This window comes from Duganella sp. BJB476 (assembly GCF_003416895.1).
Lineage (GTDB): Bacteria > Pseudomonadota > Gammaproteobacteria > Burkholderiales > Burkholderiaceae_D > Rugamonas.
Genome location: NZ_QVIO01000001.1, coordinates 959,318 through 981,732 on the forward strand (window position 1 = coordinate 959,318; position 22,415 = coordinate 981,732).

A 22,415-nucleotide genomic window follows, 5' to 3' on the forward strand; every position below is an offset into this window, starting at 1 on the left:
GCCCCGTCATGGAACCGATCCTGAGCCAGTTGCTGCCGATGCTCACCGCGCTGTGGTGGCCGTTCTGCCGCATCCTGGCGATGTTCATCGGCGCCCCGGTGCTGGGCGAGGCGGTCACGCCGGTCACGGTGCGCATCCTGATCGCGCTGGTGCTGGCCATCCTGATGCTGCCGCTGACCACCGCCGCCGGCGCCTATGCGATCGAGCCGTTTTCCATGCACGGCGTGGTGGCCACCATCGAGCAGGCGCTGATCGGCTTCGTGCTGGGCCTGGCCTTCCACTTCGCCATGTCGGTGATCGGCGTGCTGGGCTACCTGGTGTCGTCGCAGATGGGCTTTTCGATGGCGGTGATGAACGACCCGATGAACGGCCAGTCGTCGGACGTTGTGTCGGCGCTGCTGTCGGTGCTGTCGATCATCGTCTTCTTCGCCATCGACGGCCACCTGGTGATCGCCAACGTCATCGGCCAGAGCTTCAAGGCCTGGCCGCTGGGCCACGGCTACAACCCGCTGCTGCTGAACGCGATCGCCTACAACGTCGCCTGGATTTTTTCCGCCGCCATGCTGCTGGCCATTCCCATCGTGTTTTCCACGCTGGTGGTGCAGCTGGGCTTCGGCCTGCTGAACCGGGTGGCGCCGGCGCTGAACCTGTTCGCGCTGGGTTTTTCCGTGATCACCATTTTCGGCCTGATGATGCTGGCGCAGGTGGTGCGCTTCATCCCCGAGCATTATGTGCGCATGACCAATATGGTGCTGGAGCTGATACGCCAGCAGATGCAGGTGGCGGTCCATGGCTGATCAGGACAGCGCCGATAAAACAGAAAAGGCTTCACAGCAGAAGCTCAAGAAGTCGCGCCAGGAAGGGCAGGTGGTGCGTTCGCGCGACCTGTCGACGGCGATCGGCATCCTGGTCAGCCTGAAGCTGTTCGTCTACCTGCTGCCCGACTACCTGGGCGAATTCCTCGAGATCTTCCACCAGAGCTTTGCGCCGTTCAGTGCCTCGGGCGCGATCGAGAACGCCATGTCGACCGTGTTCAGCTCGGCGATGTGGTTGCTGATCAAGATGGTGCTGCCGCTGTTCGTGGTGCCGTTCTTCATCGTGCTGGGAGCGATGGTGCCGGGCGGCTGGGTGGTCAGCACCAAGCACTGGGAACCCAAGATGGATCGCCTGAGTCCGGCGGCCAACCTGGGGCGGCTGTTCAGCGCCAAGCACGCCACCGAATTCCTGATCTCGCTGGGCAAGGCGGGCGTGCTGATCGCGGTGCTGGTGCATGTGGCGCGCTCGACGGTGCAGAGCTACACCCAGCTGCAGCACATGCCGATGGGCCAGGCCATGATGATGGGCTCGAATTTGATGCTGGATGGCTTGATGTCGCTGGTCGCAGTGTTTATCATCTTCGCCTTGGTCGATGTGCCGGCGCAGGCGTATTTCTTTGCCAAGAACCAGCGCATGTCCAAGCAGGACCAGAAGGAGGAGCACAAGTCGAGCGAGGGCCGGCCGGAAGTGAAGAGCCGCATCCGCCAGCTGCAGCGGGCGATGGCGCGGCGCAGCGCGCGCAAGACGGTGCCGACCGCCGACGTGGTGATCGTCAACCCGGAGCATTACGCGGTGGCGCTCAAGTATGACCAGAACCGTGCCGAAGCACCGTATGTGATCGCCAAGGGCATCGATGAGATGGCCTTGTACATCCGCCAGCTGGCGGTCGAGTTCAAGATCGAGGTGATGCCGCTGGCGCCGCTGGCGCGCGCCATCTACAACACCAGCCAGGTCAACCAGCAGATCCCGGTCCAGCTGTACCAGGCGGTGTCGCAGGTGTTGAACTACATATTGCAGTTGAAGGCATTCCGTACCGGACGGCGCACCGCCGAGCCGGTGTATCCAAAAGAAGTCGATGTCCCCACATCCATGAGCGAGGCTAGTAAGTCATGAATTTTTTGAACAGGCTGGTCGCAGAAGCGCGTCGCCACAAGTTCGCCACGCCGGCATTCCTGCTGGTGATTTTGGCGATGATCATCCTGCCATTGCCGCCTATCCTGCTGGACGTGATGTTCACGTTCAACATCGTGCTGGCGCTGATCGTGATCCTGGTGTCGGTGTCGGCCCGCCGCCCGCTGGACTTCTCGGTGTTCCCGACGGTGATCCTGGCCACCACCATGATGCGCCTGACCTTGAACGTGGCGTCGACCCGCGTGGTGCTGCTGCACGGCCATGAAGGCACGGCTGCGGCCGGCCAGGTGATCGAGGCCTTCGGCAAGGTCGTCATCGGCGGTAACTATGTGGTCGGTATCGTGGTGTTCGTGATCCTGATGATCATCAACTTCATGGTGGTGACCAAGGGTGCGGAACGGATTTCCGAAGTGTCGGCGCGCTTCACCTTGGACGCCTTGCCGGGCAAGCAGATGGCGATCGACGCCGACCTCAACGCCGGCCTGATCAACCAGGAAAAAGCCCAGGCGCGGCGCCAGGATGTCGCCGCCGAGGCCGACTTCTACGGCGCCATGGATGGCGCTTCCAAGTTCGTGCGCGGCGACGCCGTCGCCAGTATCCTGATCCTGATCATCAACATGGTCGGCGGCGTGGCGATCGGCGCGCTGATGCAGGACATGTCCTTCGGCGACGCCTTCCGCCAGTACGCGCTGCTGACCATCGGTGACGGCCTGGTGGCGCAGATCCCGGCGCTGCTGCTGTCGGCCGCGGCGGCGATCCTGGTGACCCGTATCTCCGACTCCGGCGACTTCGAACAGCAAGTCGGCGGCCAGGTGCTGGCCTCGCCGCAGGTGATGCTGAGCGCCTCGGGCATGATGCTGATCCTGGCCATGGTGCCGGGCATGCCGTGGCAGATGTTCGGTCCGTTCGCGCTGGTGCTGGCCTATGTCGGCTACCGGCTGCTGCAAAGGGTCAAGGCGCCCGACACCAGCAACCTCGACGCCATCGAGGCGGCGCTGCGCGACGACCGCAACCCCGAGCTCGACTGGCACAGCCTGCCGGCCGTGCAGCAGTTGCAGGTGGCGCTGGGCTACAAGCTGGTCAGCCTGATCGACAAGGCCCACGGCGAACCGCTGACCAAGCGCGTCAAGGGCGTGCGCCAGAGCCTGTCCGAAGCGATGGGCCTGCTGCTGCCGCCGATCATCGTGCGCGACGACCTGGGCCTGAAGCCTTCGCAGTATTCGGTGATGTTGTCGGGCAGCGTGGTGGCCCAGGCCGAGGTGTTCGCCGACCGCCTGATGGCGATCCCGTCGCCGAATATCTACGGCCAGATCGACGGCATCCCCGGCATCGAGCCGGCCTACGGCATGCCGGTGACCTGGATCGAGACCAGCGAGAAGGCCAACGCGCTGGGGCTGGGCTACCAGGTGGTGGAGGCGCCGAGCGCGATCGCCACCCATTTGTCCAAGCTGATCCGCGAATACCTGCCGGAGCTGTTCCGCCACGAGGACGTGCCGGCGCTGATGGACCGGCTGGCGGCGCTGTCGCCCAAGCTGGCCGGCTCGCTGGACAAGGCGCTGACCCACACGCAGATGCTGCGCGTGTTCCGCGTGCTGCTGGCGGAAAACGTCTCGCTCAGGGATATCGTGCCGATCGCCACCACCCTGGTCGACAGTTCCGAGACCACCAAGGATCCCATCCTGCTGGCGGCCGAGGTGCGCTGCGCGCTGCGGCGCCAGATCGTCACCGGCCTGTTCGGGCAGAAGACCGAGATGCAGGCCTTCAACCTGGGCGGCGACCTGGAGAACATGCTGCTGGGCTCGCTGAACCAGGCGCGCCAGAGCGGCAAGATCGTGCTGGACAACTATCCCATCGATCCGCACCTGCTGGCGCAGCTGCAGGTCAACATGCCGGTGGCGCGCGAGCAGATGAAGCAGCAGGCCACGCCGCCGCTGCTGCTGGTGCTGCCGCAGATCCGTCCGCTGCTGGCGCGCTATGCGCGGCTGTTCGCGCCCGGCCTGCATGTGCTGTCGTACAACGAGATCCCGGAAAACCGCGAGGTCAGCATCATCGGCACGGTAGGCTGATCCCCGCCGGCGCCGGCCAGACAGCCCGCCCGGCGCCAGCGCCCGGCGGGTTTTTTATTTCCGGGGATTCAGGCCGACTCGGAGAACAGGTCGTCCGGCGGCAGCGGCTGCGACAGCAGCACGGCCAGCTCCGCCATGGCCTTGAAGATGGCCTGGCTCAGCGCCGCCGTGTGGGCGCGGGTAGGGTAGTTGTGTTCGCCGCCGGCCGGCGGCAGTTCGCGCCGCAGGCGGCAGCGCAAGATCGTCAGGCCGCAGCGGCTGACGGTGGCCGCCAGCTGTGGCAGCATTTCGCGCATGTGCTGCATGGCCGAGGTCTGCGCCGCGCCCACTTCCAGCGCCACGCCGTTGCCGGTGGCCGGCTCCATCTGGATCACCACCCGGCCCACGCCCGGCAGCATCAGCTCCAGCCGCAGCGCCACCCGCGAACGGCGGCGGCGGTTGTGGCGTTCCTGTTCCTCGTCGTCCTTGACGATCACCTTCAGCACCAGGCGCTCGGCGCCCCACGCATACACGGCGAAGCGCCACGGCTCCATCTCGGTCACCAGCGGCAGGCCGGGGCGGCCGTCGCGCATGGCGGCCGGCGTGTGGTCGGCCATGAACAGGCTGGACGGCACATGCTGGCCGTTGGCCTGCTCCAGCCAGGCGGCGCGCTGCTCGGCATAGGTGCGCACCATGACTTGCCAGGAGGCGGCCATCATTTGCGTGTCGGGCGGCTGCCAGACCAGCTGGCGCGACAGGAAGACTTGATTGGGGCGCATCGCCGCCGGATCGGCGGCGTTCGGCACTTCGGCCAGCGCGGCGGCCAGCGCTTCGACGCCCGATTGCGGCAGCGGCAGGCCGTCCTGGCCATCGAGCAGCACGCCGACGGCGCCGGGCCCGCTGGGCGCCAGCGGGCCGACCGGATAATCCGCATCCAACGGCATTGAGTCCGGCGCGCGCGCAACCGGGCCTGGCGTGGTGGTCTGCCGGTCCGGAATGCCCAGCGGGCGCGAAGTTGGTCCGATGCGGTCTAAAGCCATCAAGCTCGCTCTCGAAAAAATCCGATGAAAAAAAAGCCAACCGAGACTCCGGTTGGCTCCTTGTATTCCTGACCCGCGAGCAGATCAGGAAGGCGCTACGATTACTGCAGCAAGGACATAACCAGGGACGACGTGCTGTTCGACTGCTTCAGCATGGCGGTACCAGCTTGCAGCAGCATCTGGCTGGAGGTCATGTTCGACGACTCAGCTGCGAAGTCGGTATCCATGATACGGCCCTTTGCAGCTTTGGTGTTGGTCGAAATGTTCGACAAGTTGTTGTACACGTGGTCCAGACGGTTAGCGGCTGCACCCAGCGACGAACGGATGCCGCCGACTGCGTCGATGGCGGTGCTGATGGTGTCGATGGCGTTGTTCGCTGCGGTCTGGCCGGCGGCGTTGCTGGCCGATGCGGTACCGTCGGTGCCGTCGGAGATCTCGGTGCCGACTGCCGCGCCGCCTGCTGCGTAGCGTGCGGAAACGTTGGTCAGGGCGGTGCCGGTCAGGGCGGTCATGGCGGTCGACAGGTCGATCGACATGGTTTCAGCCTTGGTGGCGCCGATCTGGAAGGTCATTGCCGAAGCGATCGTGCCGCCGTCCATCAGCTTGGCGCCGCCGAAGGTGGTGTTTTTCATGACGTTGTTCAGTTCGCTACCCAGCGCGTCGAACTCGGACTGCAGTGCAGCCTGGTCTTTTGCGGTCGACGAGGCATCGGCTGCCTGGGTGGCCAGATCTTTCATGCGGGTCAGCATGGTGGTGACTTCGTCAAACGCGCCTTCGGCGGTTTGCAGCATCGAGATCGAGTTCTGGGTGTTACGCATAGCCATGGCCATGCCGCTGGTCTGGGCGGTCAGACGGGTTGCGATTTGCAGGCCTGCAGCATCGTCCATGGCCGAATTGACACGGAAGCCGGTGCTCAGGCGGGTCTGCGAAGTCGACAGCGCCATCTGGGTGCGGGAGATCGAGTTCTGTGCGGAAAGGGCCGCAGCGTTAGTGTGAAGGCTCAGCATGAAATAACTCCTGGTAGGTGGATTCAGTTCGGAGCAACGGATCCTTTGTGCTCTCCCAAGTACAAGACGACCATATCTGGAAGGACGTTAAATGCTTTGTGGAAATTTATAAAATATTTTTGTAACCGAGGCCGTTTTCCCATCATTTTGGCCTGCTGTACAGCCTGTGCATCGCACGATTATGGTCCGCTTTTGCCCGGACGGCGCAATAAATTGTTCCCAGAATAAAAAAACAGCGCGCCACCGAGGACGCGCTGCTGTGCTTTCGTTGCTTTTTTGTCTTACATGTTCGGATAGTTCGGGCCGCCGCCGCCTTCCGGGGTGATCCAGACGATATTCTGGGTCGGATCCTTGATATCGCAGGTTTTGCAATGCACGCAGTTTTGCGCATTGATCTGCAGGCGGTCGGCGCCTTCGTCGGTCTTGATGAACTCGTACACGCCGGCAGGGCAGTAGCGCGCTTCCGGACCGGCGTACTGGGCCAGGTTGACGTCCACCGGCACGCTCGGGTTCTTCAAGGTCAGGTGGATGGGCTGGTCTTCGGCGTGGTTGGTGTTGGAAATAAACACCGACGACAGGCGGTCGAAGGTCAGCTTGCCGTCCGGCTTGGGATAGCTGATCGGCGTGAACTGCGCGGCCGGTTTCAGGCATTCGTGGTCGGCGTGGCTGTGGTGCAGGGTCCACGGCGCCTTGCCGCGGAACACCAGCTGGTCGATGCCGGTCATCAGCGAGCCCAGGTACAGGCCCTTGTTCAGCCATGGCTTGACGTTGCGCGCCACGTGCAGCTCTTCGTGCAGCCAGGACTTTTCAAAGGCGACCGGGTAGGAGGCCAGTTCGTCGTGCTGGCGGCTGGCGCCCAGCGCTTCGAACACGGACTCGGCGGCCAGCATGCCGGACTTGATGGCGGCGTGGCTGCCCTTGATGCGGCTCATGTTGAGGAAGCCGGCGTCGCAGCCGATCAGCGCGCCGCCCGGGAAGACCAGCTTCGGCAAGGATTGCAGGCCGCCGGCGGTGATCGCGCGGGCGCCGTAGGAGATGCGCTTGCCGCCTTCGAAGAAGGTCTTGATGGCCGGATGGGTCTTGTAGCGCTGGAATTCCTCGTACGGCGACAGATAAGGATTCTCGTAGTTCAGGCCGACCACGTAGCCGACCATGACCTGGTTGTTTTCCAGGTGGTACAGGAAGGAGCCGCCGTAGGTCTTGCTGTCCAGCGGCCAGCCGGTGGTGTGGACCACCAGGCCGGGCTGGTGCTTGGCCGGGTCGATTTCCCACAGTTCCTTGATGCCGATGCCGTAGGATTGCGGGTCCTTGCCCTTGTTCAGGTCGTACTTGGACATCAGCTGCTTGCCCAGGTGGCCGCGCGCGCCTTCGGCGAACAGGGTGTACTTGCCGTGCAGTTCCATGCCTAGCTGGAAGTCCGAGCCGGCTTCGCCGTCGCGCTTGACGCCCATATTGCCGGTGGCCACGCCCTTGACCGAGCCGTCGTCGTTGTACAGGATTTCGGCGGCAGGGAAGCCGGGGAAGATTTCCACGCCCAGCGCCTCGGCCTGCTGGCCCAGCCAGCGCACCACGTTGCCCAGCGAGATCACGTAGTTGCCGTGGTTTTCAAAGCAGGCCGGCAGCAGGAAGTTGGGGGTCTTGATGGCCTTGGTTTCGGTCAGGAACAGCACGCGGTCTTCGGTGACTTCGGTGTTCAGCGGTGCGCCTTTTTCCTTCCAGTCAGGGATCAGTTCGGTCAGGGCCTTGGGGTCCATCACGGCGCCGGACAGGATATGGGCGCCCAGCTCGCCGCCTTTTTCCAGCACGACGACCGACACTTCCTGGCCTTTTTCGGCGGCCAGCTGCTTGATCTTGATCGCCGCCGACAAGCCCGCAGGGCCGCCGCCGACGATCACGACGTCATACTCCATCGCGTCGCGTGGGCCGTACTGTTCAACTAGATTTTGTGGCTGTGTCATGGTCTGTTCTTATAGTGGTCAAATAGGTGGAGGGAAATTTAAGCACGAGTGTGCTTCTTTTTCGCCCGGAATGCAATGTGGGCGCCATTTTGAGGGACATTATTAGACACTGCAATCTAATACTGGCGATTTGTGTAATCATAACGATACGACAGCCACGCTGTCGGCAATTCATCACTTATACCAAACACTAGGAGTAGCTCGTGGGCATAGAAGTCAACTTTGAGGGAAAAATTGCGCTGATCACCGGCGCCTCCAGCGGTCTCGGAGCCCGGTTTGCCAAAGTGCTGGCCCAGGCCGGCGCCCAGGTGGTGCTGGCCTCGCGCCGCACCGAGCGCCTGAAGGAGTTGCGCGCCGAAATCGAGGCGGACGGCGGCGCCGCCCATGTGGTCAGCCTGGACGTGACCGACTTCGCCAGCATCAAGTCGGCCATCGCCCATGCCGAGACCGAGGCCGGGCCGATCGACATCCTGGTCAACAACTCGGGCGTGTCGACCACCCAGCGGCTGGTCGACGTCACGCCGGAAGATTATGCCTTTGTCATGGACACCAATCTGCGCGGCGCCTTCTTCGTGGCCCAGCAGACCGCCAAGCGCATGATCGCGCGCGCCAAGGGCGACCCGACCAAGAAGCACCGCATCATCAATATCGCTTCGGTGGCGGGCTTGCGGGTGATGCCGCAGATCGGCGTGTATTGCATGAGCAAGGCCGGCGTGGTGCAGATGACCAAGGCCATGGCGGTGGAGTGGGGCAAGTACGGCATCAACACCAACGCCATCTGCCCGGGCTACATCTCGACCGAGATCAACGAGGAATACTTCGCCAGCGAGCAGGGCCAGAAGCTGATCGACATGCTGCCGCGCAAGCGCCCGGGCAAGCCGGAAGACCTGGACGGCCTGCTGTTGCTGCTGGCCGGTGAAGATTCCAACTTCATCAACGGCGCCATCATCTCCGCCGACGACGGCATGACCGCGATGTAGCAGCGCTGCTTATAGTTGGAGGCCGACCAGCTTGTGCACCAGTTCCGATGAGGTGGCGGCCGAGAATTTGCGCATCAGCTTGGCGCGGTGCATTTCCACCGTGCGCGGGCTGAGGTCGATCTGGCGGGCGATGGTCTTGCTGGTCTTGCCTTCGACCAGCAGCGCGGCGATCTCCCGTTCGCGCGGGGTCAGCTCGGCTGTCACCGGGCGTTTTTCGCTGACGTCCTCAAAGGTCCAGATGCCCGGCCCCAGCGGTTCGGACGCCTTCATCGAATGGCCGGTGACATGACACCAGAACAGTTCGCCGTCGGCGCGGCGCATGATGCGCTCGTCCGAATAGCGGCCCTTGGCGTTCATGATGGGGATGATGCGGTCGCCGGTGCGCAGGAACTCATCCATCGTCGGGTACAGCACCACGAAGGACAAGCCTTGCAGCTCGCTGCGCGCGTAGCCGAACATCGAGGCCAGCGCCTCGTTGCAGGACTGGATGACGCGGTTCTCCGAAATGCACATGCCGACCGGCGCGTGCAGGAAAATGGATTCGTAATCGATGACCGGAGCATTGTTCATGTGTGGGGGCGGCAGGTAGTTCTACGGTATTGTGCTTTTGATTTGCGTATTCTATGCTGAGACGCCTCGTCGCTAGTGCATTTAATAATGTTAGCAACGGATTCAGCAACACACTATAAAGGGACACCCATGAATAAAATCTATCCTGACGCCGCCGCAGCGCTGGCGGGCGTCGTACAAGACGGGCAAACCATTGCGGTTGGCGGCTTTGGCCTGTGCGGCATCCCCGAGGCGCTGATCGGCGCGCTGCGCGATTCCGGCGTCACCGGCCTGACCGCGATCTCCAACAACGCCGGCGTCGACGGCTTCGGCCTCGGCCAGCTGCTGGAAACCCGCCAGATCAAGAAGATGATCGCCTCCTACGTGGGCGAAAACAAGGAGTTCGCGCGCCAGTACCTGGCCGGCGAACTGGAACTGGAATTCACGCCGCAAGGCACCTTGGCCGAGAAGCTGCGCGCCGGCGGCGCCGGTATTCCGGCCTTCTTCACCAAGACCGGCGTCGGCACCATCGTCGCCGACGGCAAGGAAATCCGCGAATTCGACGGCGAGCAGTACGTGATGGAACGCAGCCTGGTGGCCGACGTCTCGCTGGTCAAGGCCTGGAAGGCCGACAAGGCCGGCAACCTGGTGTTCCGCAAGACCGCCCGCAACTTCAACCCGAACGCCGCGATGGCCGGCAAGATCACCATCGTCGAAGTCGAGCAGCTGGTGGAAATCGGCGAGATCGACCCGGACGCCGTGCACCTGCCGAGCATCTTCGTACACCGCATCGTGGTCAACGCCACGCCGGAAAAACGCATCGAGCAGCGCACCGTGCGCGCAAACTAAGAATATCGGAGATTACTATGGCATGGACTCGTGACGAAATGGCCGCGCGCGCGGCGAAGGAATTGCAGGACGGTTACTACGTCAACCTCGGCATCGGCTTGCCGACCCTGGTGGCGAACTACGTGCCGGCAGGCATGGAAGTATTCCTGCAATCGGAAAACGGCTTGCTGGGCATCGGCCCGTTCCCGACCGAAGATGAAATCGACGCCGACCTGATCAACGCCGGCAAGCAGACCGTGACGGCACTGCCGGGCGCTGCCTACTTCAGCTCGGCCGACTCGTTTGGCATGATCCGCGGCGGCAAGATCAACCTGGCGATCCTGGGCGCGATGCAGGTATCGGAGCAGGGCGACCTGGCCAATTGGATGATCCCGGGCAAAATGGTCAAGGGCATGGGCGGCGCGATGGACCTGGTGGCCGGCGTCAAGAAAGTGGTGGTGCTGATGGAGCACGTGGCCACCGCCAAGGACGGCTCGACCTCGCACAAGCTGTTGAAGAAATGCGACCTGCCGCTGACCGGCGTCGGCGTGGTCGACCTGGTCATCACCGATCTGGGCGTGATGGAAGTCACTGACAAGGGCTTGAAGCTGACCGAACTGGCGCCCGGCGTCACCAAGGAGCAGATCCAGGCCGCCACCGGCGTGCAGCTCGACACCTCGGCCGTGTAAAGCTGGGCTAGCAAGCAAAAAGGCACGCCGCGGCGTGCCTTTTTTTATGCAGCCGGCCCGGCGCTTTCATTCGCGGCGGCGGGCGATGGTTTTCCAGATCGCGTCCATATGCCGCTTGTAGGCGGCGTTGGCCGGTTGTAGCAGGGCGGCGTCGTATTGCCGCTTGCCTTGCAGCGCAGGCGCGTGGTCATGAAACTCCAGCTCGCCACGTATCGCCAGCTTGGTGGCGCCTTCGCGCAAGATCACCTTGACGGTGGAATAGTCGACGCCGCCGCTGCAAAACAGTTTATACGGTATGGTGACTTCGCTGCGGCCGTCGTGGTTCAGGTCGGTGATGCTGATGTCGGAGAGGAAAAATTCGGCGTTGTGGTCCAGGACGGGGCAATCGACATTGTCGCGCACGGTCCACTCGACTCGCCAGCGTCCATCCCTGTTGCCGTAATAGGTGGCGGCCAGTTCGAGATAGTCTTCGTCGCTGTCGGAATTTTGCATTTGCGAGGGGCTGGCCTTGCGGCTCAGCACCAGCAGGTGTTCGCCGTCGCGGTCGTCGACGCGCCTGGCGTCGACCAGCTTGCCGGCATAGCCGATGTGGCGCGCGGCCAGGTAGATGGCGTCGACCCTGGGCGCGGGTTCGGCGGCGCCGCCGATGCCGCTCGCCAGGCACAGCAGCGTGGCGGCCTTGATGCGGAAGGATGTGGTTGTCATGCCCGGAATATATATGAAAAACGCCCCGTAGGCCGTCATGCAGCGTGCGGGGCGTGGCCGGGGCAGGGCTGATCAGTGCGCGTGGCGGGTCAGCGGTTGCAGGTCCGGGTCGACCACGGTCGAGCCTGGATTGTTGAGCTCCTTGTGCAGCGTGTCGTGGTTCAGCTCTTTTTCCCAGTGCGATACCACCACCGAGGCGACGCCGTTGCCGACGAAGTTGGTCAGCGCGCGGCATTCGCTCATGAAGCGGTCGATGCCCAGAATCAGCGCCATGCCGGCCACCGGGATGGTCGGCACCACGGCCAGCGTCGCCGCCAGGGTGATGAAACCGGCGCCGGTGATGCCGGACGCGCCCTTGGAGGTCAGCATCGCCACGCCGAGGATGGTCAGCTCCTGCGTCAAGGTCAGGTCGGTGTTGGTGGCCTGCGCCACGAACAGCGCGGCCATGGTCATGTAGATGTTGGTGCCGTCCAGGTTGAACGAGTAGCCGGTCGGGACCACCAGGCCCACCACGGATTTGGAGCAGCCCAGGCGTTCCAGCTTGGTCATCAGCGAAGGCAGCGCGCTTTCCGACGAGCTGGTACCCAGCACGATCAGCAGTTCTTCCTTGATGTAGGCGATGAACTTGAAGATCGAGAAGCCGGTCAGGCGCGCCACGGTGCCCAGCACCACCACCACGAACAGGCCGCAGGTCAGGTAGAAGCAGCCCATCAGCGTCGCCAGCGGTTTCAGCGAGGCGATGCCGTATTTGCCGATGGTGAAAGCCATCGCGCCGAACGCGCCCAGCGGTGCGGCTTTCATGACGATGCCGACCATGCCGAAGATGGCCGCCGACAGGTCGTCGATCAGTTTGGTGACCGGCTTGCCGCGCTCACCCAGCAGCGACAGCGCGAAACCGAACAGGATGGCGACCAGCAGCACTTGTAGGATGTCGCCCTTGGCGAAAGCGTCCACCACGGTGTTCGGGATGATGTTCATCACGAAGTCGATGGTCGACTGGTGCTTGGCTTTTTCCGTGAACTCGGCGATGGACTTGGTGTCGAGCGTGGCCGGGTCGGCGTTGAAGCCGGCGCCCGGGCGGATGATGTTGGCCACGAACAGGCCGATCACCAACGCGAAGGTGGAGATCACCTCGAAATACAACAGCGCCTTGCCGCCGACGCGACCGATCTTCTTGATGTCCTGCATGCCGGCGATGCCGGAGACCACGGTGCAGAAAATCACCGGTGCGATGATCATCTTGATCAGCTTGATGAAGCCGTCGCCGAGCGGTTTCATGCTGACCGCATCGCCTGGGTAGAAGATGCCTAACAGGATGCCGCAGGCGATGGCGAACAACACCTGCACGTATAGAATTTTGTAGAACGGCTTTTTCACGGGGTCTCCTCGCGTTTCGGGTGAGGAGATCATCATCCGTCAAAATATGAGACATCACCATTGTGGTTAACCGCATTCACAACAGTGATATCCCTTATGCAAGGGAAGTTGCTACAAACCGGGCGCAGCGAGGCATGCCGCCGAAGGCAGTGCGCCTGCACGGCGAGGGCCACACCGCAGGCGTGGCGAAATAACGAAGCTGCGCCCGGTTTTTAGCGACTTCCTTACTGGGCCACCCAGCCGCCGTCCATATTCCAGGCCACGCCGCGGACTTGCTTGGCCGCGTCGCTGCACAGGAACACCGCCAGCGCGCCCAGCTCCTCCGGCGTGACGAACTCGCCGGACGGCTGCTTGTCCGCCAGCAGCGCTTTCTTGGCGTCCTCGTTGCTGATGCCGTCCTTGGCGGCGCGGGCGTCGACCTGCTTTTGCACCAGCGGCGTCAGCACGAAGCCGGGGCAGATCGCGTTGACGGTCACGCCGGTGGTGGCGGTCTCCAGCGCGCTGGCCTTGGTCAGCCCGAGCAGGCCGTGCTTGGCGGCGACATAGGCCGACTTGCCGGCCGAAGCCACCAGCCCGTGGGTGGAAGCCAGGTTGATGATGCGGCCCCAGTTGTTGGCGCGCATGCGCGGCAGCACTAGGCGCGAGGTGTGGAAGGCCGAGGTCAGGTTGATGGCGATGATGGCGTCCCATTTCTCGACCGGGAAGTCTTCGACATTGGCCACATGCTGGATGCCGGCGTTGTTGACCAGGACATCGATGCCGCCAAACTTGTCGCCGGCGAAGCCGATCATGTTCTCGATCTCGACGGGCTTGGACATGTCGGCATTGTGGTAAGCCACCTGCACGCCGAATTCCTTGGCCAGGTCGGTTTGCAGCTGGGCGATTTCCGCGGCGTCGCCGAAGCCGTTCAACAGCACGTTGGCGCCTTCCGCCGCCAAGGTGCGGGCAATGCCCAGGCCGATGCCGGAGGTGGAACCGGTCACCAGCGCCGTTTTACCGCTCAAAGTCTTGTTTGCCATAGTGTCCTCTGGAGGGTTGGAGATTAAAGTGGTGCTGCGCTACACTTCGGTAGGATTTTAAGCGTAACGCCCGGTAAAATGGTATTTCTAAACAGCATTGCACAAATCACTATAAAAACCACCAAGGAAGTCGCATGTTCGAAGCAAAAATAAAGTCTGTTCAATGTCTGTCTCTGGCTGGTTTGCACCGCATGTCGTACAAGGAATGGGGAGACGAGAGCAACCCTAATGTGCTGCTGTGCGTGCACGGCGTGACCCGCGTCGGCGACGACTTCGACAACATGGCGCGCGCGCTGGCCAACGACTATCGCGTGATCTGCCCGGACATCGTCGGCCGTGGCCGCTCAGGCTGGCTGAAGAATCCGCAGCTGTACCGCGTTCCGCAATATGTTAGCGACATTGTCACCTTGCTGGCGCGCGTGCTGCCGGACGGTGAAGAGCAGACGGTCGACTGGTTCGGCACCTCGATGGGCGGCCTGATCGGCCTGGGCCTGGCCTCGCTGCCGGACAACCCGATCCGCAAGCTGATCCTCAACGACATCGGCCCGGTGCTGGCGCCGATGGCCTTGCAGCGCATCGGCGACTACATCGGCCAGGACCTGCGTTTCGACACCTTCGCCGAAGCGTCCAAGTTTATCCGCGACGTCTCGCTGACCTTCGGCCAGCACACCGAGGAGGAATGGCATAAACTGGCGAGCGACGTACTGCGCCAGGATAAAGACGGCAAGTGGGTACGCCATTACGATATGGGACTGGCCTTGCCGTTCCGCTCCGCCACGCCGGAATCGGCCGCGGCCGATGAAGCGCTGCTGTGGTCCGCCTACGATGCGATCCGCTGCCCGACCTTGCTGGTGCGCGGCGCCGAGTCGGACCTGCTGTCGGCCGAGACGGCGGCGCTGATGACCCAGCGCGGCCCCAAGGCCACGCTGGTGGAAATCCCGGACGTTGGCCACGCGCCGACCTTTTTCCACGACGACCAGATCGCGATAGTAAAGCAATTCCTGTTGGGCTAAATTAAAGTAGAGTAAAGAAGACGAGTATGGAAATCAAACGACTGCATGTAGGCAAACGCTTGTCCGAAGTGGCGATCCACAACGGCACCGTGTATCTGGCGGGCCAGATCGCCGACGACAAGACGCTGGACATTCAGGGCCAGACCCGCGAAGTGCTGGGTCATATCGACCGTCTACTGGCCGAGGCCGGCAGCGACAAAACCTGCATCCTCAGCACCACCATCTACATCGCCGACCTGGCGGACTTCGCCGGCATGAACGAAGCGTGGGACGCCTGGGTGCCGAGCGGCCACACGCCGCCGCGCGCCACCGTGGAAGCCAAGCTGGCCGATCCGGCATGGCGGGTAGAAATCATCGTCGTCGCGGCGCAGCGCTAGGGGCATCATGGTTTCCATCACCGCGCTCACGAGCGCAACGTCGGAGCAGTTGGTCCAGGGCCTGACGCCCGACGACAGCGCCCGCATGCTGTCGGCGCTGGACTTCGCCGGCGACGCCTATGGCGACAAGCTGTGCGCCAGCGGCCAGCCGGCGATTGACTTCGCGGTCGGCGTGGCCGGCACGCTGGCCTTCATGCGCACCGACGTCGAGACCCGCATCGCCGGCCTGATGTTCGAGCTGACCTTGCTCGACACCGCGCAGGCGCCCATCATCGAACCGCGTTTCGGCCAGGAGGTCAGCGACCTGGTGGCCGGCGTGCGCCAGCTGATACGGCTGCGCGAACTGACACAGACCCAGGGCCAGGGCCAGCCGGGCGCCGTCGCGCGCGGCCGCAACGCCGCGCAGATGGCGGTGGCGCAGGTTGAAACGCTGCGCAAGATGCTGCTGGCGATGGCCTCCGACATGCGGGTGGTGCTGGTGCGCCTGGCGTCCTGCGTGACGACCTTGCGCTACTTCGCCGACATCAAGCTGTTCAACGACATGACCTGCGCCTACGGCCGCGAAACGCTGGACCTGTATGCGCCGCTGGCCAACCGGCTGGGGATCTGGCAGCTGAAGTGGGAGCTGGAAGACCTGTCGTTCCGCTTCATCGAGCCGGAAGCGTACAAGCGCATCGCCAAGATGCTGGAAGAGAAGCGCATGATGCGCGAAGGCTTCGTCACCTCGGCGATCGAGCGGCTGCAATCGGAAATGGCGGCGGCCGGCATCCAGGCCGAAGTGTTCGGCCGTCCCAAGCACATCTACTCCATCTGGAGCAAGATGAAGGGCAAGGAGCTGGACTTCACCGACCTGTACGATGTGCGCGCCTTCCGCGTGATCGTGGCCGACGTCAAGACCTGCTACACGGTGCTCGGCGTGGTGCATAACATCTGGACGCCGATCCCGAAGGAATTCGACGACTACATCTCGCGGCCGAAATCGAACGGCTACCAGTCGCTGCACACGGTGGTGACGGCTGAAGACGGCCGGCCGCTGGAGGTGCAGATCCGAACGCAGGAGATGCACAGCTTCGCCGAGTACGGCGTGGCGGCGCACTGGCGCTACAAGGAAGAGGGCGGCTCCAACTTCGCCGGCCAGAAGTACGATGAAAAGATCGCCTGGCTGCGCCAGCTGCTGGCCTGGAAGACCGACGTCGCCGACGCGGTGGTTGGGCAGGAAGAGCAGCAGCGCGAGTGGGTGGAGAAGCTCAAGTCCGCCGCGCTGGACGACCGCATCTTCGTGCTGACGCCGCAGGCGCGCGTGCTGGAACTGCCGGTCGGCGCCACGCCGGTCGACTTTGCGTACCACCTGCATAGCGATGTCGGTCACCGCTGCCGTGGCGCGCGCGTGGACGGCGTCATGGTGCCGCTGAACACGCCGCTGAAGAACGGCCAGACCTGCGAGATCATCACCGCCAAGGGCGCGCCGGGGACGGCGGGCCCTTCGCGCGACTGGCTCAGCGACGAATACACGGTGGCCACGCGCACGCGCTCCAAGATCCGCGCCTGGTTCCACGCCATCGACATGCAGGAAACGCTGTCGCACGGCCGCGCGATGGTGGAGAAATCCCTGCAGCGCGAAGGCAAGACGGCGGTCAACCTGGAAGCGCTGGCCAACAAGCTGGGCTTCGCCAAGGTGGACGATCTGTTCCTGTCGGTGGGCAAGGATGAGTTCAGCCTGCGCCACGTCGAGCAGGCGCTGCACGACACCGGCGAGCCGGCCGAGCCGGAAGACGCGGTGGTGCTGGGCAAGAGCAAGGCATCCAGCGTGGACCAGGGCGCCAAGTCGGGCGTGCTGGTGGTGGGTACGGACGGCTTGATGACGCAGCTGGCCAAGTGCTGCAAGCCGGCGCCGCCGGACGGCATCGTCGGCTTCGTCACGCGCGGCAAAGGGGTATCGATCCACCGCACCACGTGCAAGAACTTCGCCGAGATGCGCGCCAAGGCGCCGGAGCGGGTGATTGTCACCGAGTGGGGGCGGGCGGTCTCGGACACGGTGTACCCGGTCGATATCTTCATCCTGGCGGGCGACCGCCAGGGCCTGCTGCGCGACATTTCCGAGATCTTCTCGCGCGAGAAGATCAACGTCATCGGCGTCAACACGCAAAGCGCCAAAGGCTTCGCGCGCATGACCTTCACGGCGGAGATCGGCGCCACCGCGCAGCTGCAGAAAGCGCTGAACGCCATCGCCGAAGTGACCGGCGTGCAGGAAGCCCGCCGCGCTTAGCCGATAATGGTTGCCACGCGTGCTGCAATGGCCTGAGCCAGCAGATGCACGTGGTAACCGTCGACGAAGCCGTGGTGGGCCAGTACCGACATGTTCACCATGAGTTTGCCATCGTCGCGCGGATCGCTGAAGCGGCCCCACGCCACCGATGGAATGTCGTAGCTCTTATGATGGTAGATCGGATGCTCGATCGCCACCAGCTTCAGCCACGGCATGCAGGTGATGTGGATGTTGCGTTTCTTTTCCATCGGGCTCAAGGCCTCGGTGGTGTTGACCAGCACGTCGCTGGCTTCGGCGAACTGCTTCGCCTCCACGCTGCGCGCCACGAACTCCTGCAGATCCGACGAGCGCGTGAAGCGCGCGAAATTCACGTTCTTATCCTGATTGAGCACCGTGTACGAGGCCATGAAGTCGTCGATCTTGATGACTTCGCCTTCGTAGATGCGGTACATGAAGTTGTCGATCTCCTTGAGCGAATTCAGCACGCAGTACAGGAAGACGTGGAACGGCGGCAGCTGCTGCGCCATGCAGAACGGCCGAAAGTCCGGCACCTCCAATTCAAAGCTCAGATTGACCAGCGGATTTTCAAATGAAGCAAAGGCGTTGTAGCGGTCGCGGCGTTTTTCAAAATTTTGCATGTAGTTGGATCTGGTTGAATTATTGGATGCCGCTGCAGTCGTCGCGCAGCCAGCGTGCGCTGATGGTGGCCATAGGCGCATCTATCGAGTACGCCTTTTCGCCATAGTAAGTGAATGTGCTTGTTGAGATGTGTGCAGGATCGCCGTCCTTGCATGTCATGACCACGACGGTGACGCCGTCGCCTTGTTGCGTGACCGTGCGCTGGCAGTTTGCTTTCTGCTCCAGCTGCGCGGCGGCTAGGCGCGCGGCTTCCTTGGCTGTCATGCATTGCTGCGCACTCATCACGCCATCGGGCTTGCTCAGGCGAAGATCGACGCCGGCCGTCGCCATTTCTTTTTCAATTGCCGCACGCCTTTCCTCCGGCATGGCCGCAAGCTTGGCCTTGGTCTGGCGATTGCTTTCATCCAGCATCCGCACGACGTCGCTATTTGCTCCGGCATATACAGGTTTTGGCGTCACCCATTGTTCCCACACGCCGGGGCGCGGAGCCTGCTGGGCGTATGCGGGATGGGCGATCAGCAGTGCGGCGCACAGCATGCATTTGTTGGTGAACATGGTGCGTTCCTTACGGGGGATTGGTGTCGACTTCCGCTTGCAGCGTGATGTGGTCGATGCCATGCTTTTCCAGCAACATGGCCTTGATGGCTTGCAGGATGGCGGGCCAGTGGGCCAGGTCGGTGATTTCCACGTGGCCGATCAGTGCCGGATGGCCTGGCGACATATCCCATACATGCAGGTCGTGCACCGAGCAGACGCCGTCAATTTTTTCCAGGTCGGCGCCGACTTTCAGATAGTCGATCTGCTCCGGCACGCCGCCCATCAAGCAGTGATAGGACTCGCGCAACACGTCGATGGTGGACTTCAAAATCAGCAGCGCGACAAAGATCGACAGCAGCGGATCGATCTGCATCCAGCCGGTGTAGTAGATGACGGCGCCGGCGATGAGCGCGGCCACCGAGCCCAACAGGTCGCCGATCACATTGACCAGCGCGGCGCGCGTATTCATATTGCTGTCGCCGCGCGACAGCATATAAGCCAGCACGAGATTGATCAGCAGGCCGATGCCGGCGACGATGAACACGGTGCCGCCTTGCACCTGCTCCGGCTTGGAGAAGCGCTGCGCCGCCTCAAACACGATCCAGCCGACCAATAGCAACAGCACCAGGCTGTTGACGAAAGCCGCCAGCGCCTCGGCGCGGCCGAAGCCGAACGAGTGGCGCGCCGACGGCGGCCGCTTGGCGATCAGTTGCGCCAGCAGCGCCAGGCCCAGCGCGGCGGCGTCCGTGACCATGTGGCCGGCGTCGGAAATCAGCGCCAGCGAGTTGGACATGAAGCCGGTAATGACCTCGACCACGGCAAATCCCAGCGTCAGCACCAGCGACCACGCCAGCACCGACTGGCTGCGTTGCACATTAAAGTGGGCATGTTCGGCATCGCCGTCACGGTGTTCGTGCAGGTGGGCGGAAGGAGAGGGAGGCAGCTCTACGCTAGTGTTGGCGCGGGTTTCGGCTTGCATGGGCTTCTTGTTGTGGTGGGAACTGCCATAGTTTAAAGGATGTCGATGACTCGCGTATTGCGGCCTCATAGTGCATTTTGTAAATGTTTCCGATTTATGCCCTTGTTTTTCTCCGAATCGCTCTCTATAATGCTGGTCTTCGGGCGGTTAGTTCAGCTGGTTAGAATACTTGGTCGACATCCAAGGGGTCGCAGATTCGAATTCTGCACCGCCCACCAGATTACGTAGCACAGTAGTAAAAACGCAGTAAAATAGCAGTATTGAGTAGTACCCCCGGGCGGTTAGTTCAGCTGGTTAGAATACTTGGTCGACATCCAAGGGGTCGCAGATTCGAATTCTGCACCGCCCACCAGAACATGTAAGAGCGAGAAAGGCAATCCGGTTATGACACCGCGAACTACTACCAAGCTTTGGGAGTGACGCTAGTCGATCGGGATTCTTTTGCTAAAAAAAAGAGAAAACGCGGCTAGCCCGCGTTTTTTTTCGTCCGCGTTTTTATTATCATTCTTTTGTACCACTACCTGGCGCCCGCGCCGAAATGGAGATCGTTATGCTTTCAGTTCGCCTTCCTGATGGTTCTGCCCGTGAATTCGACGGCCCAGTCACCGTTGCACAAGTGGCGACCAGCATCGCTACCAGCCTGGGCAAGGCCGCGCTGGCCGGCAAGGTTGATGGCAAAGTGGTGGACACCTCTTTCCTGATCGAGAAAAATTCCGATCTGGCCATCATCACCGATAAAGACCCTGAAGGTCTGGATGTGATCCGTCACTCGACCGCCCACTTGCTGGCCTACGCCGTCAAGGAGCTGTTCCCTGATGCGCAAGTGACCATCGGCCCGGTCATCGAAAACGGTTTCTACTACGACTTCTCGTACAAGCGTCCGTTCACGCCTGACGACCTGGTCGCCATCGAAAAGAAAATGGCCGAGCTGGCCAAGAAGGATGAGCCGGTCACCCGCAAGGTGCTGCCGCGCGACGAAGCCGTCGCCTACTTCAAGTCCATCGGCGAAGCCTACAAGGCCGAGATCATCTCGTCGATTCCTGCCGACCAGGATGTGTCGCTGTACACCGAAGGCAGCTTCACCGACCTGTGTCGCGGCCCGCACGTGCCGTCGACCGGCAAGCTGAAAGTATTCAAGCTGATGAAGCTGGCCGGCGCCTACTGGCGCGGCGACAGCAAGAACGAAATGCTGCAGCGTGTCTACGGCACCGCCTGGGTCAAGAAGGAAGATCAAGAACAATACCTGTTCCAGCTGGAAGAGGCGGAAAAGCGCGACCACCGCAAGCTGGGCAAGCAGCTGGACTTCTTCCACTTCCAGGACGAAGCGCCGGGCCTGGTGTTCTGGCATCCGAAGGGCTGGACCATCTGGCAGCAGGTTGAGCAATATATGCGCAACAAGTACCAGGTCAACGGCTACCAGGAAGTCAAGGCGCCGCAGATCCTGGACTCCAGCCTGTGGGGCAAGACCGGCCACTGGGACAACTACCGCGAAAACATGTTCGTGACGGAGTCGGAAAACCGCTCCTACGCGCTGAAGCCGATGAACTGCCCGGGCCACGTGCAGATCTTCAATAGCAATATGCGTTCGTACCGCGACCTGCCGCTGCGCTACGGCGAGTTCGGCCAGTGCCACCGCAACGAGCCATCGGGCGCGCTGCACGGCATCATGCGCGTGCGCGGCTTCACCCAGGATGACGGCCACATCTTCTGCACCGAAGAGCAGATCGAGCCGGAAGTGGTGGCTTTCCACACGCAAGCGATGGAAGTCTACAAGGACTTCGACTTCAACAACATCGAAGTCAAGCTGGCGCTGCGTCCGGACAACCGCATCGGCACCGATGAAGTGTGGGACGAGGCCGAGGACGCGCTGCGTTCGGGCCTGCGCGCCTGCGGCGTGACCTGGACCGAATTGCCGGGCGAGGGTGCGTTCTACGGTCCGAAGATCGAGTACCACCTGAAGGATTCGCTGGGTCGCCCATGGCAGGTCGGCACGATGCAGGTCGACTTCTTCATGCCTGAGCGCCTGGGCGCCGAATACGTCGCGGCCGACAACAGCCGTCAGGTGCCGGTCATGCTGCACCGTGCGATCGTCGGTTCGATGGAGCGCTTCATCGGCATCCTGATCGAGAACTACGCGGGCGCCTTGCCGGCATGGTTGGCGCCGGTGCAGGTATCGGTGTTGAACATCTCCGATGCGCAGGCCGAATATGTGGCGCAAGTGGCTGAAAAGCTGCGCCGGAGCGGGTTCCGCGTGCAGACCGATTTGCGCAACGAGAAAATAACCTATAAAATACGCGAACATTCCGTCCAAAAACTGCCCTACATCCTTGTAGTTGGCGATAAAGAGCGGGATGCCAATACCGTGGCTGTGCGGGCACGGGGCAATGTCGATTTGGGCGTCATGTCCATCGATGCCCTGATCGAGCGACTTCAGCAAGACGTCGCCAACAAAGCCTGATC

Annotated in this window: 20 protein-coding genes and 2 tRNA genes; 12 read left to right on the top strand and 10 right to left on the bottom strand. The window is 62.5% G+C overall.

Annotated features, from left to right (window positions below; all coding sequences use genetic code 11):
* The first annotated feature begins 8 nt into the window (after positions 1-8).
* From fliR to D0T21_RS04240, 3 genes are read left to right on the top strand one after another with little or no spacing between them, the layout of a single operon-like run.
* Positions 9-797, top strand: coding sequence for a flagellar biosynthetic protein FliR (fliR, locus tag D0T21_RS04230; protein WP_116988567.1), 789 nt, complete (start codon positions 9-11; stop codon positions 795-797).
* Entirely contained in the window at positions 790-1,929 is a 1,140-nt protein-coding gene (locus tag D0T21_RS04235) for a flagellar biosynthesis protein FlhB (RefSeq protein ID WP_116988568.1), read from the top strand. The genes fliR and D0T21_RS04235 overlap by 8 nt, the downstream gene beginning before the upstream one ends.
* Positions 1,926-4,013, top strand: coding sequence for a flagellar biosynthesis protein FlhA (locus D0T21_RS04240; protein ID WP_116988569.1), 2,088 nt, complete (start codon positions 1,926-1,928; stop codon positions 4,011-4,013). The genes D0T21_RS04235 and D0T21_RS04240 overlap by 4 nt, the downstream gene beginning before the upstream one ends.
* 68 nt (positions 4,014-4,081) lie before the next feature.
* Here D0T21_RS04240 and D0T21_RS04245 read toward each other — a convergent pair whose 3' ends face one another.
* The 3 genes from D0T21_RS04245 to D0T21_RS04255 form a co-directional block, all read right to left on the bottom strand.
* Positions 4,082-5,032 (bottom strand): hypothetical protein, encoded by a 951-nt coding sequence (locus D0T21_RS04245; RefSeq protein ID WP_116988570.1) that lies wholly within the window; start codon positions 5,030-5,032, stop codon positions 4,082-4,084.
* Positions 5,033-5,133: 101 nt separating this feature from the next.
* On the bottom strand, positions 5,134-6,039 hold the full coding sequence (locus tag D0T21_RS04250; protein WP_116988571.1) for a flagellin: 906 nt from the start codon (positions 6,037-6,039) through the stop codon (positions 5,134-5,136).
* 281 nt (positions 6,040-6,320) lie between these two features.
* A complete protein-coding gene (locus D0T21_RS04255; protein WP_116988572.1) occupies positions 6,321-7,949 on the bottom strand; it encodes an electron transfer flavoprotein-ubiquinone oxidoreductase in 1,629 nt (542 codons plus the stop codon).
* A 251-nt stretch (positions 7,950-8,200) separates the two neighbouring features.
* Here D0T21_RS04255 and D0T21_RS04260 point away from each other — a divergent pair, with 251 nt between their 5' ends.
* The gene (locus D0T21_RS04260) at positions 8,201-8,977 is read left to right on the top strand and encodes an SDR family oxidoreductase (protein ID WP_116988573.1); all 777 of its coding nucleotides are present in this window, start codon (positions 8,201-8,203) and stop codon (positions 8,975-8,977) included.
* A 9-nt stretch (positions 8,978-8,986) separates the two neighbouring features.
* Here the strand turns inward: D0T21_RS04260 and D0T21_RS04265 are convergent, their stop codons facing one another.
* Positions 8,987-9,547, bottom strand: a complete 561-nt coding sequence (locus D0T21_RS04265) for a LuxR C-terminal-related transcriptional regulator (RefSeq protein ID WP_116988574.1) — start codon at positions 9,545-9,547, stop codon at positions 8,987-8,989.
* A 129-nt stretch (positions 9,548-9,676) separates the two neighbouring features.
* Between D0T21_RS04265 and D0T21_RS04270 the strand changes: the two genes are divergently transcribed.
* Both D0T21_RS04270 and D0T21_RS04275 read left to right on the top strand, forming a co-directional pair.
* Entirely contained in the window at positions 9,677-10,375 is a 699-nt protein-coding gene (locus D0T21_RS04270; protein WP_116988575.1) for a CoA transferase subunit A, read from the top strand.
* Between the two features lie 17 nt (positions 10,376-10,392).
* On the top strand, positions 10,393-11,043 hold the full coding sequence (locus D0T21_RS04275) for a CoA transferase subunit B (protein ID WP_116988576.1): 651 nt from the start codon (positions 10,393-10,395) through the stop codon (positions 11,041-11,043).
* 66 nt (positions 11,044-11,109) lie between these two features.
* Here the strand turns inward: D0T21_RS04275 and D0T21_RS04280 are convergent, their stop codons facing one another.
* The 3 genes from D0T21_RS04280 to D0T21_RS04290 all read right to left on the bottom strand — a co-directional run bounded on the left by D0T21_RS04280 (position 11,110) and on the right by D0T21_RS04290 (position 14,144).
* Positions 11,110-11,748 carry a M949_RS01915 family surface polysaccharide biosynthesis protein gene (locus D0T21_RS04280; RefSeq protein WP_147328023.1) on the bottom strand — a complete coding sequence of 213 codons (639 nt, stop codon included), beginning with the start codon at positions 11,746-11,748 and terminating at the stop codon, positions 11,110-11,112.
* Between the two features lie 72 nt (positions 11,749-11,820).
* Entirely contained in the window at positions 11,821-13,158 is a 1,338-nt protein-coding gene (locus D0T21_RS04285) for a dicarboxylate/amino acid:cation symporter (RefSeq protein WP_373886653.1), read from the bottom strand.
* A gap of 191 nt (positions 13,159-13,349) precedes the next feature.
* Positions 13,350-14,144 (bottom strand): 3-hydroxybutyrate dehydrogenase, encoded by a 795-nt coding sequence (locus tag D0T21_RS04290; RefSeq protein WP_116988579.1) that lies wholly within the window; start codon positions 14,142-14,144, stop codon positions 13,350-13,352.
* A gap of 134 nt (positions 14,145-14,278) precedes the next feature.
* Between D0T21_RS04290 and D0T21_RS04295 the strand changes: the two genes are divergently transcribed.
* Genes D0T21_RS04295 through D0T21_RS04305 form a run of 3 tightly spaced genes read left to right on the top strand, consistent with a single transcriptional unit; the run spans position 14,279 to position 17,800 of the window.
* Positions 14,279-15,157, top strand: a complete 879-nt coding sequence (locus tag D0T21_RS04295; protein WP_116988580.1) for an alpha/beta fold hydrolase — start codon at positions 14,279-14,281, stop codon at positions 15,155-15,157.
* A 26-nt stretch (positions 15,158-15,183) separates the two neighbouring features.
* On the top strand, positions 15,184-15,534 hold the full coding sequence (locus D0T21_RS04300; RefSeq protein WP_116988581.1) for a RidA family protein: 351 nt from the start codon (positions 15,184-15,186) through the stop codon (positions 15,532-15,534).
* A gap of 7 nt (positions 15,535-15,541) precedes the next feature.
* Positions 15,542-17,800, top strand: coding sequence for a bifunctional (p)ppGpp synthetase/guanosine-3',5'-bis(diphosphate) 3'-pyrophosphohydrolase (locus D0T21_RS04305; RefSeq protein ID WP_116988582.1), 2,259 nt, complete (start codon positions 15,542-15,544; stop codon positions 17,798-17,800).
* Here the strand turns inward: D0T21_RS04305 and D0T21_RS04310 are convergent.
* From D0T21_RS04310 to D0T21_RS04320, 3 genes are read right to left on the bottom strand one after another with little or no spacing between them, the layout of a single operon-like run.
* Positions 17,797-18,438, bottom strand: a complete 642-nt coding sequence (locus D0T21_RS04310; RefSeq protein ID WP_116988583.1) for a CatA-like O-acetyltransferase — start codon at positions 18,436-18,438, stop codon at positions 17,797-17,799. The two genes, D0T21_RS04305 and D0T21_RS04310, sit on opposite strands and share 4 nt — an antisense overlap.
* A 19-nt stretch (positions 18,439-18,457) precedes the next feature.
* A complete protein-coding gene (locus D0T21_RS04315; protein ID WP_158567956.1) occupies positions 18,458-18,994 on the bottom strand; it encodes a DUF3617 family protein in 537 nt (178 codons plus the stop codon).
* Positions 18,995-19,004: 10 nt separating this feature from the next.
* A complete protein-coding gene (locus D0T21_RS04320; RefSeq protein ID WP_116988585.1) occupies positions 19,005-19,955 on the bottom strand; it encodes a cation diffusion facilitator family transporter in 951 nt (316 codons plus the stop codon).
* A 141-nt stretch (positions 19,956-20,096) separates the two neighbouring features.
* Between D0T21_RS04320 and D0T21_RS04325 the strand changes: the two genes are divergently transcribed.
* The 3 genes from D0T21_RS04325 to thrS all read left to right on the top strand — a co-directional run bounded on the left by D0T21_RS04325 (position 20,097) and on the right by thrS (position 22,413).
* Positions 20,097-20,173 (top strand) — tRNA-Val (locus tag D0T21_RS04325).
* A gap of 57 nt (positions 20,174-20,230) precedes the next feature.
* A tRNA-Val gene (locus D0T21_RS04330) sits at positions 20,231-20,307 on the top strand.
* A 198-nt stretch (positions 20,308-20,505) separates the two neighbouring features.
* A complete protein-coding gene (gene thrS / locus D0T21_RS04335; RefSeq protein ID WP_116988586.1) occupies positions 20,506-22,413 on the top strand; it encodes a threonine--tRNA ligase in 1,908 nt (635 codons plus the stop codon).
* The last annotated feature ends 2 nt before the right edge of the window (positions 22,414-22,415 follow it).

Excerpts from the sequence above, each read along its gene's own strand:
- thrS (WP_116988586.1), top strand. The coding sequence starts at position 20,506 with ATGCTTTCAGTTCGCCTTCCTGATGGTTCTGCCCGTGAATTCGACGGC.
- D0T21_RS04300 (WP_116988581.1), top strand. The coding sequence starts at position 15,184 with ATGGAAATCAAACGACTGCATGTAGGCAAACGCTTGTCCGAAGTGGCG.
- D0T21_RS04235 (WP_116988568.1), top strand. The coding sequence starts at position 790 with ATGGCTGATCAGGACAGCGCCGATAAAACAGAAAAGGCTTCACAGCAG.
- D0T21_RS04270 (WP_116988575.1), top strand. The coding sequence starts at position 9,677 with ATGAATAAAATCTATCCTGACGCCGCCGCAGCGCTGGCGGGCGTCGTA.
- D0T21_RS04320 (WP_116988585.1), bottom strand. The coding sequence starts at position 19,955 with ATGCAAGCCGAAACCCGCGCCAACACTAGCGTAGAGCTGCCTCCCTCT.
- D0T21_RS04250 (WP_116988571.1), bottom strand. The coding sequence starts at position 6,039 with ATGCTGAGCCTTCACACTAACGCTGCGGCCCTTTCCGCACAGAACTCG.
- D0T21_RS04295 (WP_116988580.1), top strand. The coding sequence starts at position 14,279 with ATGTTCGAAGCAAAAATAAAGTCTGTTCAATGTCTGTCTCTGGCTGGT.
- D0T21_RS04245 (WP_116988570.1), bottom strand. The coding sequence starts at position 5,032 with ATGGCTTTAGACCGCATCGGACCAACTTCGCGCCCGCTGGGCATTCCG.
- D0T21_RS04265 (WP_116988574.1), bottom strand. The coding sequence starts at position 9,547 with ATGAACAATGCTCCGGTCATCGATTACGAATCCATTTTCCTGCACGCG.
- D0T21_RS04315 (WP_158567956.1), bottom strand. The coding sequence starts at position 18,994 with ATGTTCACCAACAAATGCATGCTGTGCGCCGCACTGCTGATCGCCCAT.
- D0T21_RS04285 (WP_373886653.1), bottom strand. The coding sequence starts at position 13,158 with ATGATCTCCTCACCCGAAACGCGAGGAGACCCCGTGAAAAAGCCGTTC.
- D0T21_RS04310 (WP_116988583.1), bottom strand. The coding sequence starts at position 18,438 with ATGCAAAATTTTGAAAAACGCCGCGACCGCTACAACGCCTTTGCTTCA.
- D0T21_RS04290 (WP_116988579.1), bottom strand. The coding sequence starts at position 14,144 with ATGGCAAACAAGACTTTGAGCGGTAAAACGGCGCTGGTGACCGGTTCC.
- D0T21_RS04240 (WP_116988569.1), top strand. The coding sequence starts at position 1,926 with ATGAATTTTTTGAACAGGCTGGTCGCAGAAGCGCGTCGCCACAAGTTC.
- D0T21_RS04275 (WP_116988576.1), top strand. The coding sequence starts at position 10,393 with ATGGCATGGACTCGTGACGAAATGGCCGCGCGCGCGGCGAAGGAATTG.
- D0T21_RS04305 (WP_116988582.1), top strand. The coding sequence starts at position 15,542 with ATGGTTTCCATCACCGCGCTCACGAGCGCAACGTCGGAGCAGTTGGTC.
- D0T21_RS04255 (WP_116988572.1), bottom strand. The coding sequence starts at position 7,949 with ATGGAGTATGACGTCGTGATCGTCGGCGGCGGCCCTGCGGGCTTGTCG.
- D0T21_RS04280 (WP_147328023.1), bottom strand. The coding sequence starts at position 11,748 with ATGACAACCACATCCTTCCGCATCAAGGCCGCCACGCTGCTGTGCCTG.
- fliR (WP_116988567.1), top strand. The coding sequence starts at position 9 with ATGGAACCGATCCTGAGCCAGTTGCTGCCGATGCTCACCGCGCTGTGG.